General features: G+C 48.4%; 13 protein-coding genes. 11 read left to right on the plus strand and 2 right to left on the minus strand.

Translation table 11 applies throughout. The features are described 5' to 3' along the window. Window positions 1-11 precede the first annotated feature (11 nt). From ACNSOI_RS09160 to ACNSOI_RS09195, 8 genes are read left to right on the plus strand one after another with little or no spacing between them, the layout of a single operon-like run. Window positions 12-914, plus strand: coding sequence for an XrtA system polysaccharide deacetylase (locus tag ACNSOI_RS09160; protein WP_420195631.1), 903 nt, complete (start codon window positions 12-14; stop codon window positions 912-914). Further along, entirely contained in the window at window positions 911-2,068 is a 1,158-nt protein-coding gene (locus tag ACNSOI_RS09165) for a glycosyltransferase family 2 protein (protein ID WP_420195632.1), read from the plus strand. The genes ACNSOI_RS09160 and ACNSOI_RS09165 overlap by 4 nt, the downstream gene beginning before the upstream one ends. A gap of 10 nt (window positions 2,069-2,078) precedes the next feature. Further along, window positions 2,079-3,203, plus strand: a complete 1,125-nt coding sequence (locus tag ACNSOI_RS09170; protein WP_420195633.1) for a glycosyltransferase — start codon at window positions 2,079-2,081, stop codon at window positions 3,201-3,203. Then, window positions 3,200-4,303, plus strand: coding sequence for a glycosyltransferase family 4 protein (locus ACNSOI_RS09175; RefSeq protein ID WP_420195634.1), 1,104 nt, complete (start codon window positions 3,200-3,202; stop codon window positions 4,301-4,303). Before ACNSOI_RS09170 ends, ACNSOI_RS09175 begins: the two co-directional genes overlap by 4 nt. Then, the gene (locus ACNSOI_RS09180) at window positions 4,300-5,640 is read left to right on the plus strand and encodes a phenylacetate--CoA ligase family protein (RefSeq protein ID WP_420195635.1); all 1,341 of its coding nucleotides are present in this window, start codon (window positions 4,300-4,302) and stop codon (window positions 5,638-5,640) included. Before ACNSOI_RS09175 ends, ACNSOI_RS09180 begins: the two co-directional genes overlap by 4 nt. Beyond that, window positions 5,628-6,530, plus strand: a complete 903-nt coding sequence (locus tag ACNSOI_RS09185; RefSeq protein ID WP_420195636.1) for a glycosyltransferase family 2 protein — start codon at window positions 5,628-5,630, stop codon at window positions 6,528-6,530. Before ACNSOI_RS09180 ends, ACNSOI_RS09185 begins: the two co-directional genes overlap by 13 nt. 4 nt (window positions 6,531-6,534) lie before the next feature. Beyond that, complete coding sequence (locus tag ACNSOI_RS09190) at window positions 6,535-7,539, plus strand: polysaccharide deacetylase family protein (RefSeq protein ID WP_420195637.1); 1,005 nt, start codon at window positions 6,535-6,537, stop codon at window positions 7,537-7,539. After that, window positions 7,536-8,525, plus strand: a complete 990-nt coding sequence (locus ACNSOI_RS09195; RefSeq protein WP_420195638.1) for a glycosyltransferase — start codon at window positions 7,536-7,538, stop codon at window positions 8,523-8,525. Before ACNSOI_RS09190 ends, ACNSOI_RS09195 begins: the two co-directional genes overlap by 4 nt. 74 nt (window positions 8,526-8,599) lie before the next feature. Here the strand turns inward: ACNSOI_RS09195 and ACNSOI_RS09200 are convergent, their stop codons facing one another. Next, window positions 8,600-9,670 (minus strand): hypothetical protein, encoded by a 1,071-nt coding sequence (locus ACNSOI_RS09200; protein ID WP_420195639.1) that lies wholly within the window; start codon window positions 9,668-9,670, stop codon window positions 8,600-8,602. 524 nt (window positions 9,671-10,194) lie between these two features. Between ACNSOI_RS09200 and ACNSOI_RS09205 the strand changes: the two genes are divergently transcribed. The 3 genes from ACNSOI_RS09205 (at window position 10,195) to ACNSOI_RS09215 (ending at window position 13,947) form a co-directional block, all read left to right on the plus strand. Next, window positions 10,195-11,184 carry an acyltransferase family protein gene (locus ACNSOI_RS09205; protein WP_420195640.1) on the plus strand — a complete coding sequence of 330 codons (990 nt, stop codon included), beginning with the start codon at window positions 10,195-10,197 and terminating at the stop codon, window positions 11,182-11,184. Window positions 11,185-11,475: 291 nt separating this feature from the next. Continuing rightward, window positions 11,476-12,600, plus strand: coding sequence for a glycosyltransferase family 4 protein (locus ACNSOI_RS09210; RefSeq protein ID WP_420195641.1), 1,125 nt, complete (start codon window positions 11,476-11,478; stop codon window positions 12,598-12,600). Beyond that, window positions 12,601-13,947 (plus strand): O-antigen ligase family protein, encoded by a 1,347-nt coding sequence (locus ACNSOI_RS09215; RefSeq protein WP_420195642.1) that lies wholly within the window; start codon window positions 12,601-12,603, stop codon window positions 13,945-13,947. It abuts the gene before it with no gap. Window positions 13,948-13,987: 40 nt separating this feature from the next. Here the strand turns inward: ACNSOI_RS09215 and ACNSOI_RS09220 are convergent, their stop codons facing one another. After that, a complete protein-coding gene (locus ACNSOI_RS09220) occupies window positions 13,988-14,935 on the minus strand; it encodes a glycosyltransferase family 2 protein (RefSeq protein WP_420195643.1) in 948 nt (315 codons plus the stop codon). Between the last annotated feature and the right edge of the window lie 10 nt (window positions 14,936-14,945).

Here is a 14,945-nt window from a genome sequence, read left to right on the forward strand (position 1 = left end):
GGGTAATAGCCATGACAGAGCAGATCAAGAATGCGCTTACCATCGACGTTGAAGATTATTTCCAGGTAGCGGCGTTGGCGGAAGCAGTTAAGTACGATGATTGGTCGAGCATGGAGTACCGCGTAGAGGCTAATACAGACCGTATCCTGAACCTGTTCGATAGGGCAGGCGTTAAGGCAACCTTCTTCACATTGGGTTGGGTAGCTGAACGCTCACCAGGATTGGTCCGGCGCATTTCTGATTCGGGTCACGAGGTTGCAAGCCATGGTTACAGCCATCAATTAATCTACAACCAGACTCCCGATGTGTTCCGTGAAGAAACGATTCGATCAAAAGCAATTCTTGAGGACATTCTGGGTAAGCCCGTTACCGGGTATCGCGCGGCAAGCTATTCAATCACCAACCAATCGCGTTGGGCTTTGGATATTTTGGCAGAGCAGGGGTTTACCTGGGATTCGTCCATCTTCCCGGTGCACCATGACCGTTACGGAATGCCCGGAACGCCTAGATGGCCCCATCGACTGATCACCGATAAAGGCCATGAATTGGCAGAGTTTCCGTTAAGCACTCTAAAACTGCCGGGTTATACCTTGCCCATTGCCGGAGGCGGCTATTTCCGCTTGTTTCCTTATTGGTTCAGCCGTTTTGGGCTCGGGTCCATCAACCGGCAAGGCAAACCTTTTGTATTCTATCTGCACCCCTGGGAAGTGGACCCAGGCCAGCCGCGGCTCGATGTGAAATGGTTTTCCCGTTTCCGGCATTACAACAATCTTGACCAGTGTGAAAGCCGGTTAACCAGACTGTTGCAGCACTTTTCTTTTACTACCATGAGTGACGTGTTGCGGGACCAAGGGGTGTTGGATAGCGCAAACCAGAAGTCATCGAAGTTAGAGGCGGCGGGTAGTTTCGTATGATGCAGTACCTGTTCTGGGCTTCTCTTGTGCTTCTGTTCTACATCTATTTTGGTTATCCATTGGTTATCAAGGCGCTTGCATCTGCCCGCCCAAAACCTGTGAAGAGATCATACAACGACCACCCAACGGTCTCGATTCTTATCGCCGCCTACAACGAAGCCAGCGATATTGAAGCAACGCTGAGAAATAAACTTGCGCTGGATTATCCGAAAGACAAGCTGGAGATCCTGGTGGTTTCTGATGAATCGGACGATGGCACAGATCATATCGTTCAGTCGGTATCTAAAGACGCGCCATGCCCAGTGCGATTGTTCCGGCAGGTGCCCAGGCAAGGAAAAACCGCCGGCTTGAATTTACTGAAAGAGCAGGCCGTTGGGGAAATTCTCGCGTTCTCCGATGCAAACTCACAGTGGGATGCCAAGGCCCTGCTGCATCTGGTGAGTAACTTTGCAGACCCGGATATTGGTTATGTCACCGGCAAAATGGTCTATGTGAACAGTGATGGCTCGCTAGTGGGCGATGGCTGCAGTGCCTACATGAAATACGAGAACTGGTTGCGACACCAGGAGACGGCCGTTGGCTCTGTCGTGGGCGTGGACGGTGGTATTGATGCCATGCGCAAGGCGCTGTATCAGCCACTGAATGCGGACCAGTTGCCGGACTTTGTTCAGCCGTTGAAAGTGGTGGAGCAAGGCTTCCGTGTAGTGTACGAGCCTTCAGCCCTGCTCAAGGAAGATACCAACAAGGATTCGGGAAGTGAGTTCAGTATGCGCGTTCGGGTGAGTTTACGGGCTCTCTGGGCGCTTAGCGATATGGCGCATCTAATGAACCCGTTGCGTTTTGGACTTTTTGCCTTCCAGATGATTTCCCACAAATTATTGCGTTACCTCGCGTTCGTACCGCTGGCCACTTTTACCCTGGCGGCGCTGTTAATGGTGTTTGAAGGTGGAATCTATACCGTCAGCTTTATCGGGCTTGTCGCGCTTTATGTATTTGGCTGGTTAGGTGCAAACTCATTAGAGGCAGGCAACAAGAGCTCCGCTCTGTATTCGATCCCATACTACTTTCTGCTCCTTAACCTCACATCCTTTAAAGCCACGGCTGCTTTTTTACGGGGAGAGAAGAAGGTCATCTGGAAGCCAAGGAAAGGGTGATCTCCTGATAATGAAGGTTCTCCATCTAATTGACAGCGGTGGCTTGTATGGTGCGGAGCGTATGTTGTTAACGCTCGCGGCTGAACAGTTAGCGCAAGGATTGTCGCCGATGATTCTGAGCGCTGGTGAGCCGCAGATTGGTGATAAACCCATTGAAACCGAGGCTCGACGCTTAAAGATACCTGTGACCCCTTGGCGGATGAAGCCGGGGTTTAATCTGCAGGGATCTGCGGAAATCATCTGGTGGGCTAGGGCGGAAGGCTTCCAGTTGCTTCATTCCCATGGCTACAAGTTCAATGTGCTCATGGGGCTTTGGCCCGAGCGCACCCGAAAGCTTCCCCTGGTTGCGACGTTGCACGGTTATGTGAAAGGCCCGAGATATACCAAGTCATGGCTTTATGAGTCCATAGACCGGATGGTCCTTACCCGCATGCGGCAAGTGGTATTGGTATCGGAGGCAATGCGCCAACAAGTGCCAAAACGAATTGCGCATTCTGACCGTACCTCAGTCGTGGCCAATGGATTGAGTACTCAGTCGGTACGTGAAATGGCGAATCGCCCCATTCCCGAAGCGATCGAGACGTTTATCGCCGGTTGTGACGGATTCATCCTCGGGGTTGGGCGTTTGTCGGCAGAGAAGGGCTTTGATCGGTTGATCGCTGCATTTGCCGTTTTACGGACGCAGCATCCGCGCCTGGGTCTCGTCATTGTTGGAGAGGGTAAACAACGGGCTGCACTTGAAGAGCAGGCCAAAGCGCTTGGTATTTCGGAGGGTGTTCTGCTTCCCGGCTATGTCCAGCCAGTCCCTCCATTAATGAAACGGGCCTTGGTGTTATGCATGCCGTCGTTGACCGAAGGTTTACCGATCACCCTACTTGAGGCGATGACGTTGGAGGTGCCGGTCGTTGCCTGTGATGTTGGAGAAATTGCCAATGTCCTTGGTCAGGGAAAAGGTGGCTGCGTGTTCCGCTACCGGGACCCTGAGGCGCTCGCGGCCGAACTCGAATCCGTTGTGTCGGGAGGGGCTGAGGTTTCGGAGAGGCTGCGATGGGCCTCACAAAGGGCAGAGTCTGACTTTTCCGGGAGATCAATGGCAGAAAGGTATCGGCAGATCTATGAGCGTGCCGTGAAATGAAACTCGCAATTGTCATGGATCGTTACGACAACCCCTACGCAGGCACGGAAAGCCAGGTGCTGAAGCTTGTTGAGGGTCTGAAAGCCAGTGGCTGGCAGATTCGCTTTGCCGTGTTCCGGAGCACCGACTATTCGTTAAGTGACGAGTTTCCTGTGCCTGTTGAGCATCTTGGCGTGCAGCGTCTTTCCAATCCCTGGAGCTGGATGAGGGTCTATCAATTTGCCAGATCCTTGCGCACTGATGGGTATACGCTGGTTCACGGATTCTTCAACGATGCGTCAGTTATTTGCCCGCCAATGATGCGGTTGGCTGGAGTCAGAACCGTTATTTCCCGCCGCGATATGGGGTTCTGGTATACCTCGACCTATCTTCGGGCCTTGAGACAGACCGGCAGATGGGTAAATGCGGTGATCTGTAATAGTCGCGCCGTTGCAGCGATTACTTCAGAGATGGAAGGTATCGAACCCGAACGGGTGCATATTATCTACAACGGATATCCCGAGTCGCCACCGCCGATGGATGTTTCGCGTCTTCCGGCAGATGAAGGAAGCCCGGTTGTCATTGGAATTGTTGCCAACCTGCGGCCAATCAAACGCATTCATGATCTTATCGACGCGGCTGCCAGCCTGATATCAGATGGGCATCAGATTGAACTCCGTGTGGTTGGGGGAGGGGATCCATCGCCATATCTGGCGCAGATCCGCAGCCTGGGAATTGAATCCAGTGTGTCCCTGTTAGGGAGCCAGACTGATCCGGAGCGGCACATTCGGGCTTTTGATATTGCCGTTCTTTGCTCTGAAACGGAGGGTTTTTCCAATGCCCTGATTGAGTACATGCGCTGCGGCAAACCCGTGGTATGCACGGAAACCGGAGGTAACCCGGAAATCGTGGAAGATGGAGTGACGGGCTATCTGGTATCGGTAGGGGATGTACCGGCGCTGACAAAGCACCTTGCGATGCTCGTGAACGATCCTGTTCTCCGGGAACGCATGGGTCAGGCCAGCTATGCGCAGGTGCAGAACCGCTACTCAATCGACACCATGCTGAATCAACACATCGAACTGTACAGCCGTATCTCACCAGGGAGGGAGAGTGCATGATGCAGGCCTTGTCCAAACACGTGTTTTACCCACTGTGGGATCTCAAGGATCGGAGCCACCGCCTTCAGGAGTGGAAACGGCTTGAGGAGCAGCAATGGTGGCCTCAAAGGCGATTGATGGTCTATCAATGGGAGCGCCTGCAGGCACTGGTAACTTACGCAGGTATGCATAGCCCCTATTACCGAGAGCTGTTTACGGACAGAAAGATCAATCCGGAGAAGATTTTCACCGAAGAGGACTTCCGGAAGATCCCCGTGACAACGAAGAAGGACATCCGGGATCACCTGGACCGGTTTATCAGCGATGACTATAAGAAAAGCTCCCTGGTATCGGCAAAAACCGGGGGCTCAACAGGCGTTTCCCTGAATCTCTATTTCGACGAGGCGTGCCAGGAAAAACGCAATGCAGCTCAGCTAATGGCGGATCGCTGGGCGGGCTGGGATCTGGGTATGAAGCGGGCGGCCGTCTGGGGTAATCCGCCCGTAGCGAAAACCGCCAAACAGAAGTTACGGCATCATTTACTCGATCGCACCATCTACCTCGACACGATGAACCTTAACGAGCAATCCATGGCTGCGTTTGTCGATCGATGGAGTAACGAGCAACCTCAAGCGGTGTTTGGGCATGCGCACTCCATATACCTGTTTGCGCGCTACCTGCAGAATCAGGGGGTAACCAGCTGTCGACCCAAAGCAATCGTTGCAACGTCCATGATGCTTCTGGAACACGAGCGCCGGCTAATCGAAGACGCATTTCAGTGCAAAGTCACTAACCGTTACGGATGCGAGGAAGTCGGTTTGATCGCCTGTGAATGTGAGCAGCATCAGGGTATGCATCTGAACCTGCCGCATGTATACGTGGAATTTCTGGATGCCAATGATCAACCTGTCAAAGCTGGGGAACCGGGCAAGATTGTGGTGACTGATCTGAACAACAAGGCGATGCCACTGATTCGTTACCGAGTTGAAGATGTGGGTGTCTTTACGGAAGAGCCCTGCGAATGTGGTAGAGGCTTTCCGATACTGAAACACCTTCAAGGGCGGGTAGCGGACTTTCTTAAGCTGCCTGACGGCGGCCAGGTAGCCGGCATCTCTTTGGTGGAAAGAACACTGACACGGGTGCCGGGCGTCGAGCAGATGCAACTGGTACAGGACCGCCTGGATCATATATGTATCTATCGCGTGAAAGGCAACGACTATACCCAGGATACCGATGTTGCTCTGTTACGAGCGATGCGCGAAACCTTCGGGGAACAGGTGGCTCTGGAAATCGTGGACGTAACGGGAATTCCACAAGAGGCCTCTGGCAAATACAGGTTTTCGATATGCAAAGTGTGAAACAGAGTCAGCAGCCCTTGGTGAGCGTTGTCATCGCCACGTTCAATATGGGCCAATACCTGCCAGAGGCAATCGATTCTGTATTGGCACAGGCCTGGAAGAATCTGGAGATCATTGTGGTGGACGACGGTTCCAGCGACAACACCGCAGAAGTTATGGGACGTTTCGATCAAGAGCCTCGTGTTCGCTACATCCAGACAGAGAACCGAGGGCAGCCGAAGGCCAAGAACCTTGGCCTTCAGGAAGCGGCTGGTGACTTCATCGCGTTCTGCGACGCAGACGACCTATGGCACCCCGAAAAATTACGCATGCAGATGCCCCTGTTCGAGCAGGAGGATGTAGGCGTCGTATACAGCGAAGTGTCATACATTGATCAACACGGCGAACGCGTCGCAAAACCGCAGCCTTATATGCGACACAGCGGCCAGGTAACTCGCCATCTGGTGATCAAGAACTTTGTGCCTTTCGGTACTGCCGTTATCCGCCGAGCCTGTATTGAGAAGAACGGAGTTTTTGACGAGGCCCTGCCCATGGGCATCGATTGGGATCTCTGGTTGCGATACTCCGTTGACTGGCAGTTTTACTACCTGCCCGAAAAAACCTACATCTACCGGATATGGCCGGGCCAGATGTCCAAGAACTATCGCGGCCGTTATGACAACGCCTTCCGGATTCTGAATAAATTCCTTGGGCAGTACCCCAATAGTCTGCCCGATGATCTGATCGCCAGGGCATGGGCTGATATGTATGTAAGCCGGGGAATGGCTATTGCGGGAGCTGAGAAAACGTTTGCAGAGCCCCTGAGAGATATCCTCGCTGGCCTGCGAAAGGACTCTACCTACTGGCCAGCCTGGCGTTCGCTGGCAAAGTTGATGCTAAGGAGGGTGTGAGGCCATGACATTAAATCAGTTCATCTATCGAATGTCGCGGCCGCTGGGCGGGCTAAAGCTTGCGAAGTTCCTTTCCCGGAAGCACCCGAAAATACTGATGTACCATCGGATTACTGACGACCCGAACGGAGAGGGGCTAACGGCTGACCAGTTTCGGCAGCAGGTCAGGATTATCAAGCGCGATTTCGTACCCATGACGTTGCGAGACCTTTTGAAGGCCCATGAGGATGGAAAGGTTCCCGAAAACGCGGTGGTGGTTACCTTTGATGATGGGTATGCCGATTTTGCGGAGGTGGCGTTTCCAATATTACGAGATGAAAGCGTTCCCGTAACATTGTTTATCACCGCTGGATTTGTCAACGGTGATTTGTGGCTCTGGCCGGACAAGCTAAAATATATCATTAATAGATGTGATTCAAAGGAACCTGTATTTCTTGAAGGCTTGAAGCGGAGCTATGACGTCTATAAAGATAGAGAGCGTTTTTGGCATGATGTTTCTGATTACTGTTTAACGTTGAAAAATTCTACAAAAGAGCATTACATAGAGAAGGTTTCGCAAGACCTTGGCGTTGAAATTCCCGTTGTTCCTCCAAGCAATTTTCGACCTTTGAGCTGGAAATCCTTAGAGTATTTAATTGACCAAGGGGTTGATGTCGGGAGTCACAGCTATAGTCATCCGATTTTAAAAAAACTAGACCATAATGAGCTTGTTGATGAAGTGGTTCGTTCGAATCGGCTTATTGAGACAAAATTAAATTTTACACCAAATGTTTTTTGTTACCCTAATGGTAGAGAAATTGATTATGACGAGAATGTTCAGAAAGTTTTAGAGGCAAACGGTTATGATTATGCAGTAACTGCGTTCCCAAGTAGGATGCCTTTGAAGAACAAGATGGAAATATGCCGATATCCGGTGAATTCATCAATCGATATATTTTTGAAAACTGTGTTTGGGCTAACATACTTGGGAATGGGTGGCTGGCTAAGCTGGATTAAGGAAAATACATGAGCAAAAGTAAAAATATGATATGGATTTCTTGGGAGAGGCATACCAGAAGTATAAGTATGGCTGGCCAACTGAATGCTCAATTGTTTGAGATTATAAGTAAGGGGTCGCGTTTAAAGCGGTATTCTATTTGTTTTATAAAAACTGTTTCAACTTTGATGGATACAAAGCCGGATGTGATTCTGTTTCAAAATCCATCCATTGTATTAGCCTTAGTTATTGTTGTGTATAAAAAGTTTACTGGAAAGGTAATAATTATGGATGCACACAATGCCGGTATTCGACCACTTGAAGGACGAAGCGCTTTTTTGAATTTCATTTCAGATTGGATTATCAGGTCGACTGATTTGAATATAGTAACAAATAAGAATCTAGCCAATAAAGTTGATGAGATTGGAGGATCTTCTTATGTAATGACAGATCCGATTCCGAAACACCTAGCTAAGCATCGATCTAATAGAGTCTGTGAAAGTGAAAGTCAAGTTAGCAGGGTGACGCTAGTTTGTACATGGGCGGAAGATGAGCCGGTTCTGGAAGTAATTAACGCGGCGAGGCTGCTCGGAGATAATGTTGTGATAAGTATAACCGGGAAAGCACCAAAAAATGTTCTGAGCATGGATATTCCGAATAACGTAGTTCTAAGTGGATTTCTTCCGGAGGAAGAATACATTTCCCTTTTGTCAAGTTCTGATTTAATAGTAGACCTGACTAGCAGGTCCAGCTGTCTGGTATGTGGGGCCTATGAGGCCGCAGCCTTGGGCGTTCCTTGCTTGCTTTCTTGTGACGATAGCGCAAAAGAAGTGTTCTCACTCGGATATCGATTTACAAATAATGATCCAGATTCGATCGCTGACAATATTCGATACTGTCTCAAAAGTAAACAAATCTTGAGAGAAGAAATTGATAGATTTTATGATATTTACAGTGAAGGGTTTCTTAGTAAAAAAATTAAATTACAAGGAAAAATAAAAGCAATGGTTAATTCCTAGAGGTAATCAATTACAGGTTATCTGATTTATATATTATGGTGCGAAATTTTTTCTTGGCTGTATTTTTGAAAGGCTCAATCGGCCCTAATGGATTCAGGAGGGCTCGGTGGGACCGGACAATCTTTGTCGCAGATTTTGAAGCCTTTTTCATTGGCAATACCATTAGCATCAACGATGTAAATAAATGCTTCATTTTCCTTGAAGTTGCCAGTATTTAAAATGACCTCAATTTTATCATTTCTCCATACTGTTGGAACCTGTATTAGCTTATCTTTGGCATCAGACAAGTTGTCGGAATTAGATAAAAACACTCGATTGAATGCATTGTCTATATATATATTGTCATAGTAGATATAAAGGTTCTTCGAATCATTAACGCCATTGCTTATTTGATCAAAGTAAAACTCACTATATTTGCTAGGGCGACTACTAGTTCTCATCCTGTGGGGGGTTGAGCTCGCGACGTTTCCATTTCTTATTACGTCAAAACGTCCATTCTCTCTATCTATATCGCTGGCTTGGTATATTATCTCATTCTGGTTCCACGTATCTTTAACCTGCGGAAGGTTTGAGCCTGTCCAGGTTGCACCACCGGATGCAGTGTATTCGGCAAAGATACGGCCTGACCTTGTTCCTTCTGTGCCTTGGTAACCAATATAAATATTATTGCCATCTTGGCCCCAGAAGCGGTTTACTTTCAAATTTAATCCTCTTGGACCCCAGGTTTCCGGATCATCAATTGAAAAGTTATATCTTCTATGAAAGTAAACATACAACCGGTCTGGAGGAGGTGTCATTTCCAGCTTTGGAATCGCTATTGCTCGATAATCATCAACTACACGATAACGAAGAACATAGCCTTCGTTAGTGGGCGATGTTTCTGAGGTGAGGGTCCCGTTTGTTCTAATCTCCTTGGTGCTTGTAGAGTAATCGGTTTGGGAAACGGCGTCGTTCTCAAAATCAAAATGAAATAAGGGGCTAGCGACACTTTTGTCGGTGAAGTTAGACCCGCTTATGACCAGGCGGTCAGGAGTACCGCTGATTCTGACCACGGAGGAAATGTTCGGCGCGGCCATGAGCAGTGGCGATACAGAAAAAATGACGAAAGATAGTAAAACAGGTGATCTCTTTTTGATCGCAATCACGACACACCGCCTTTCATGCAGGGAGCTGACACTACGAGTATAGCCTGTCTAAATGGCTGGGTCATTAAATTTTAAAGAGTTGATATAACGAATAGTTTCAAGCATTTAGTTGTAATAAAGTTTTCATCCATCGACAAGTTGGGTTGGTGTAATTTTAAAAGCTGTAGGTGTCTAGTCATTGTTGATCGAAGTGCTTTAGGTTGTTGATTGGCTGGACTCAGTTTACAATCAATCAGTTATTTTTGGGCGTCTGACTTGGCGTCGGGCAGCGATTTACCGATGATTGTGTCGTATAGTTGGATGATGATTGTTTTCTCGTTTGATATTTTTAATAATCTTTTTCCGATTTTCGGTGATTTTATGCGTTGCTGGCCGTCTATGGTTGTTAGTGCCGTCACAAGCTACGGCGGTTAGCGGATAGTCGCCGTAGGGCATAGAGCTTCGAATGTGAGTGCGCAAGATATTGAAATAGTTGCATGAACTATAGTTTGTGCGGCGATCAATGGTTGTTTCTGGAGAGATAGATGGCAAAGGATCATGCAATCGAGAGTCTGCGAGGAATTGCTATTATCTTAGTTGTTGGGCTTCATATTACAAATGATGGTGCTATCGCTGCTGCTCAAGGAACCTATGACTATCTTGCTTACACGTTCCAAAATATAAGGATACCTCTGTTTACTGTAATATCCGGATATCTTTACGGTCTTAGGCCAGCTGCTAGGGGGCGGTACAAAGAGTTTATCAAAGGTAAAGGTAGGCGGATTCTCGTTCCTCTTTTTGTGGTAATTACATTACAATTCTCTGCAAAGAGTTTTCTTCCTGGTGTTAACGAGCCGGTTTCGATAGGTGACATATGGGCTGCTTACATTTACCCATATGAACATTTTTGGTTTTTGCAAGCTATATTCGTTACATTTGTCGTTGTTGGTTTTCTAGATTATTTTTGTTATATAAAAAGTATCGTTGGTTGGTCGGTTTTTTTCTTCGTTTCTATAATTTGGTTTTTGGTATATCCAGAACTTGGTCTTGATATACCTTGGTTTTCTATTGGAACGACTAGCTATATTTTTCCATATTTTTTGCTTGGTTATGGGATCGCCCGGCATAGCGACTATATTTTTCGTAACCAATTAATTAAGTTTTGGTTGGTAATCTTTTTAATTTTATTGTTTTGGCAGCAAGCGTTATGGTTTTTTGATAATGCGTCATTTGCATCGAAACGCAGCCTTTTCGGACTTATGGTTTCGATATTTGGATGTTTGGTGCTTTTTCACTTCCGGCGACCGGTTCGAGGCTTGTCATCGATTGGTTCGTATGCATTTACGATCTATTTATATCAGGGGTTCGGAACATCCATTGGTAGAAGAATTGCTGGCTACTGCCCTGACTTTGGACCCCACTTTTACTTTTTCCTTGTGCTCGGAATAGCGCTATTATTTGGTGTTTTAGTCGAGGTTATGTTCTCGCGTGTGCCAAAGCTAAAGACGCTAATGCTAGGCTTGAAAGGACGATAGTTTTCGGAGGTATGTTCGCGCTCCCAACTTGATCATATTCTTATTAAGAAAAAATGGATCAGATAGTGACAGGGAGCGTGTTTGCGTGTTCTGTGAGTTGTTTGGTGGAAACGTGAAGGAGGCATCCACTAGGGGATCGCTGCCCGAGTTTCTTAGAGTCGGGGATGTTAACCTTAACCCAATACAAGTAAGTGTGAACTGTGAAGTTTATGGTGCTTTCGACATGGAGCTTAGCAGTAAATTTTTGGCTAACAAGGAACTATCTTGGTGTGTAGAAACAGGGAGCAACCTATGAATAGTGAACGGAAACACATTCTACTCGTCGTCCGCTGGCCAGTTGGAGGGATTCGTACCTTTTTAAAGTACCTAATTGCCTTTTTCCCGGCGGAAAATTACCGTTTTTCTGTCATAGGAGTTTCGACCGAGGGAATGGGGGCGCTCAGGGAAGAGCTAGGCGACCTTATCGAAAGATGGGTGTTGATTCCTGCAGATGGGAGGGTGGTGCTTAGGCTTTCTATGGAAGCTAGGTCACTTTACAAGCAGTATGAATTTGATGCAGTCCATGCCCATGGCTTCACGTCAGTCATCGCTTGTCTTTTCTTGGGGCTGACTTCTCGCGCCCGGTTCATCTGCACGTCGCATGATGTCCTTAATCCTCAACAGTTCCGTGGTGCGAAAGGCTGGATTCGACGGGCTATCTTGGTGGCTGCGCTGGCTCGTTGTAGTGTCGTGCATTCTGTGTCTCATGATGCCGAAGCAAATCTTCTTTCTGAGTTTCCTGCGGTTCGGCGCAAGAGTAGGGTGATATCTAATGGTGTTAACGTCGAGCTGTTCTCAGCCGCTCAGCCTGTAGATCTTCATGCAGCCCATGGTATTGATCGGGATGTAAAAATCGTGGGCTTTTTCGGCAGATTTATGGGGCAGAAGGGTTTTAAATACCTAATCGGCGCCATCGAGTCGCTTGCGCACCAGGACGATGCCCCGCCGCTCCATGTTATTTGTTTTGGTTCCGGAGCGTTTATCCGTGAGGAGCAGATTGAGATCCGGCGCAGAGGGTTGGAGTCTTCGTTCACCTTTTCCCCGTTTATTCCCGATGTATCCGGTGCGATGAAAGGCTGTGACCTGATTGCCATGCCGTCTTTGTGGGAAGCCTGTCCGCTTCAGCCTATGGAGGCTTTGTGTGCTGGTGTTCCGTTTGTTGGTACAGACTGCATCGGTTTGAGAGAAGTTCTTTTCAATACGCCAGCGATTGTGGTTAAGTCAGGGGATGCAACAGCTTTGGCGAACGGAGTGCTTCAGTGTCTGAAGCTTGGGCGGGAGCCATTTGAAGCATTTTCTGGTGAGGCCAGGGAACGGTTTAATGTGTGCCAGACAGCCTCCGGCGTATACGATATGTATGAAAAGGTACTGAATTAAATGGGGTCGCGCCTGGGGAATAATGAAAAGCGGTTAGGGGATATTGCAGAACGAGAAACCAGGCTCGCCTTCATCCTTTTCCTCGTGTATCTGGTCAGCTTCTTCATACGCTTACCTGCAAGAATTCCGCCCCTGGGGATGATTCGTTTTGATTTCCTGTTAGTCGGGGGCATCACTTTTCTTATTCTGACGAATAAGGCCACCAAAGGATCGCGGCTTGACGACGCGTCAAAGTACTTGTTGGCCATTCTTGGTTATTCCATTGTTACCCTACCTCTGGTGCAGTGGCCAGGCTCCGTGATCAACAACGGGATGATGGAGTTCATCAAAGGCGCGATATTCTATTTCTTTACAGTTAATTTGGTGACCAGCGATCGCCGCCTGAAGTGGGTGATTGGCGTGTTCGTCGGCTGTAATCTGATTCGTATCCTTGAACCCCTTTTTCTTAACGTGACGACGGGATACCTAGGGTCTGCAACTCATCTTGGCTACGGTGACATGGCTGGCCGCTTGGCGGGCGCACCCTCGGACACCATAAACCCGAATGGATTAGCCTTTGTTATAGCTACTGTAATTCCTTTTCTACATTACGTATTCGCACCTTCCGGAAAGAAGGCCTTTGCGATTTACCTGATGTTGGTTCCGGTGCTGTTGTACACAATGGGATTGACTTTGTCCCGGTCGGGGGTACTTGCGCTTGGTATCATTGCCTTTGGCATCTGGCTGAAAAGTACCCGCAAAATGCTGTTGGTCTTCTTGGGATTAGTGGGTTTAGCAATTATCTTCGTTAATCTGAGTGATGTTCAGAAAGACCGATACCTTTCCATAGTCAGCGATGATGCTCGACAATCTGCGACAGCCCAGGGGCGGTTTGATGGCTGGACATCCGATTTTAAGGTCGCGTTAAACCGCCCGATAATTGGCCATGGACTTGGTACTTCGCGCGAAGCGAACTGGAACGTTGCCGGGAAGGACCAGATTTCACACATTCTATGGGCGGAAATCTGGCAAGAGATCGGGTTGATAGGGCTGGTGCTTTTCTCGTTGTATATGCTCGCCATGATCAAGAACTTCCGGGAAGCTGGCGTTCTAATCAGGCAGCACTTGTCGACCGATGACTTTCTCTACCGGGCGAACCAGGCAATGCAGGTTTGGTTGCTGATGAACCTGCTGTTCAGTCTGGCCAGTTACGGGCTCAAAAGCTACGAGTGGTATTTGTTTGGTGGTCTGTCGGTAGTGCTGTTGCAAGCGGTTAAGACAAGAATAGCGCTCGCAAAAGAACCGATTGGTGACCAGGAGCTGAAGCCAGATGCGGGCCGTTTCCCGTTGGCCCGCCGACTCAGATAATCATGTCGGCCGAACGGTATCTTAAGCCGTCATTGTATAGTTAGTTCCGGTTGGAGCCAGCTCCGCGCAGTGTCAGTTTAATACCTTGTCGAAAATCATGGTTGAGATCCGATAGCGATCGAGGTGGGAAGGTCTCCCTGTATAAGTTTGCTGCTGAACGTAGCTGGCCTTTGTTAATCAAGCAGGTTTGAAGGTCTCGTTGATATCTGAGAACCCGCTTTTGGAGCCTGTGCTTAAGGCCGGGATCCGTCTCGTCGTTTGCGAGTGACTGTCTGCTTAGGATGAGGTTTCGCAACATCCGCTCGGAGTCTGCACTCATGTTCGTGTCATGAAGCCTGCGTTCAAAACCGATCTCCGGCATTACGACCATCGCCCCATTGGCAGCAACCCGGTAAATCAGGTGGAAATCCTCACATGCCTTGAGTGTGGTATCGAAGCCACCTTGTTCCCTGACATACTCAGATCGAAAAAGCGGCGACGAGGCTATCGTAAAATTCTCATCAATCAATATGTTTCGGGATTCAAGGGTACCTAATCTAAAACTCGGCGTGTGGAGATTTTCAGTATATTGGTTGAGAGAGGGGCAGCTTGCGAAGTGGTCGCTTGAGCGGCTATTTCCCGTGAAATTACAATAATTAATGACACATAACGCGGCGCCTGGATCGGTCTCCATTTCTCGCACCTGATGCTCAATCTTTTCGGGGAGCATGATGTCATCGGCGTCAAAAAACGTTAAGTAGCTTCCTTTGGCTAATGCCAGGCCGTGGTTGCGAGGGGATGCGCAGCTTCCGCTGTTTTGCTGGAAAACATATCGAACACGTGGATGAAGTGCGTTTACGATCTCCGCTGTGCGGTCGGTTGAGCCGTCATCAACAACAATAATTTCAAGTTCGGGATAGCTTTGGTTGAGAATGCTGTTGAGCGTTTCTTCAATGTATTGCTCTGCGTTGTAGGCTGCGATTATCACAGAAACCAGCGGCTTTTCCATTTTATATACC

This window comes from Marinobacter sp. GH_1, assembly GCF_048595985.1.
In the GTDB taxonomy this organism is placed as follows: domain Bacteria; phylum Pseudomonadota; class Gammaproteobacteria; order Pseudomonadales; family Oleiphilaceae; genus Marinobacter; species Marinobacter shengliensis.

Excerpts from the sequence above, each read along its gene's own strand:
- ACNSOI_RS09160 (WP_420195631.1), top strand. The coding sequence starts at position 12 with ATGACAGAGCAGATCAAGAATGCGCTTACCATCGACGTTGAAGATTAT.
- ACNSOI_RS09165 (WP_420195632.1), top strand. The coding sequence starts at position 911 with ATGATGCAGTACCTGTTCTGGGCTTCTCTTGTGCTTCTGTTCTACATC.
- ACNSOI_RS09170 (WP_420195633.1), top strand. The coding sequence starts at position 2,079 with ATGAAGGTTCTCCATCTAATTGACAGCGGTGGCTTGTATGGTGCGGAG.
- ACNSOI_RS09175 (WP_420195634.1), top strand. The coding sequence starts at position 3,200 with ATGAAACTCGCAATTGTCATGGATCGTTACGACAACCCCTACGCAGGC.
- ACNSOI_RS09180 (WP_420195635.1), top strand. The coding sequence starts at position 4,300 with ATGATGCAGGCCTTGTCCAAACACGTGTTTTACCCACTGTGGGATCTC.
- ACNSOI_RS09185 (WP_420195636.1), top strand. The coding sequence starts at position 5,628 with ATGCAAAGTGTGAAACAGAGTCAGCAGCCCTTGGTGAGCGTTGTCATC.
- ACNSOI_RS09190 (WP_420195637.1), top strand. The coding sequence starts at position 6,535 with ATGACATTAAATCAGTTCATCTATCGAATGTCGCGGCCGCTGGGCGGG.
- ACNSOI_RS09195 (WP_420195638.1), top strand. The coding sequence starts at position 7,536 with ATGAGCAAAAGTAAAAATATGATATGGATTTCTTGGGAGAGGCATACC.
- ACNSOI_RS09205 (WP_420195640.1), top strand. The coding sequence starts at position 10,195 with ATGGCAAAGGATCATGCAATCGAGAGTCTGCGAGGAATTGCTATTATC.
- ACNSOI_RS09210 (WP_420195641.1), top strand. The coding sequence starts at position 11,476 with ATGAATAGTGAACGGAAACACATTCTACTCGTCGTCCGCTGGCCAGTT.
- ACNSOI_RS09215 (WP_420195642.1), top strand. The coding sequence starts at position 12,601 with ATGGGGTCGCGCCTGGGGAATAATGAAAAGCGGTTAGGGGATATTGCA.
- ACNSOI_RS09220 (WP_420195643.1), bottom strand. The coding sequence starts at position 14,935 with ATGGAAAAGCCGCTGGTTTCTGTGATAATCGCAGCCTACAACGCAGAG.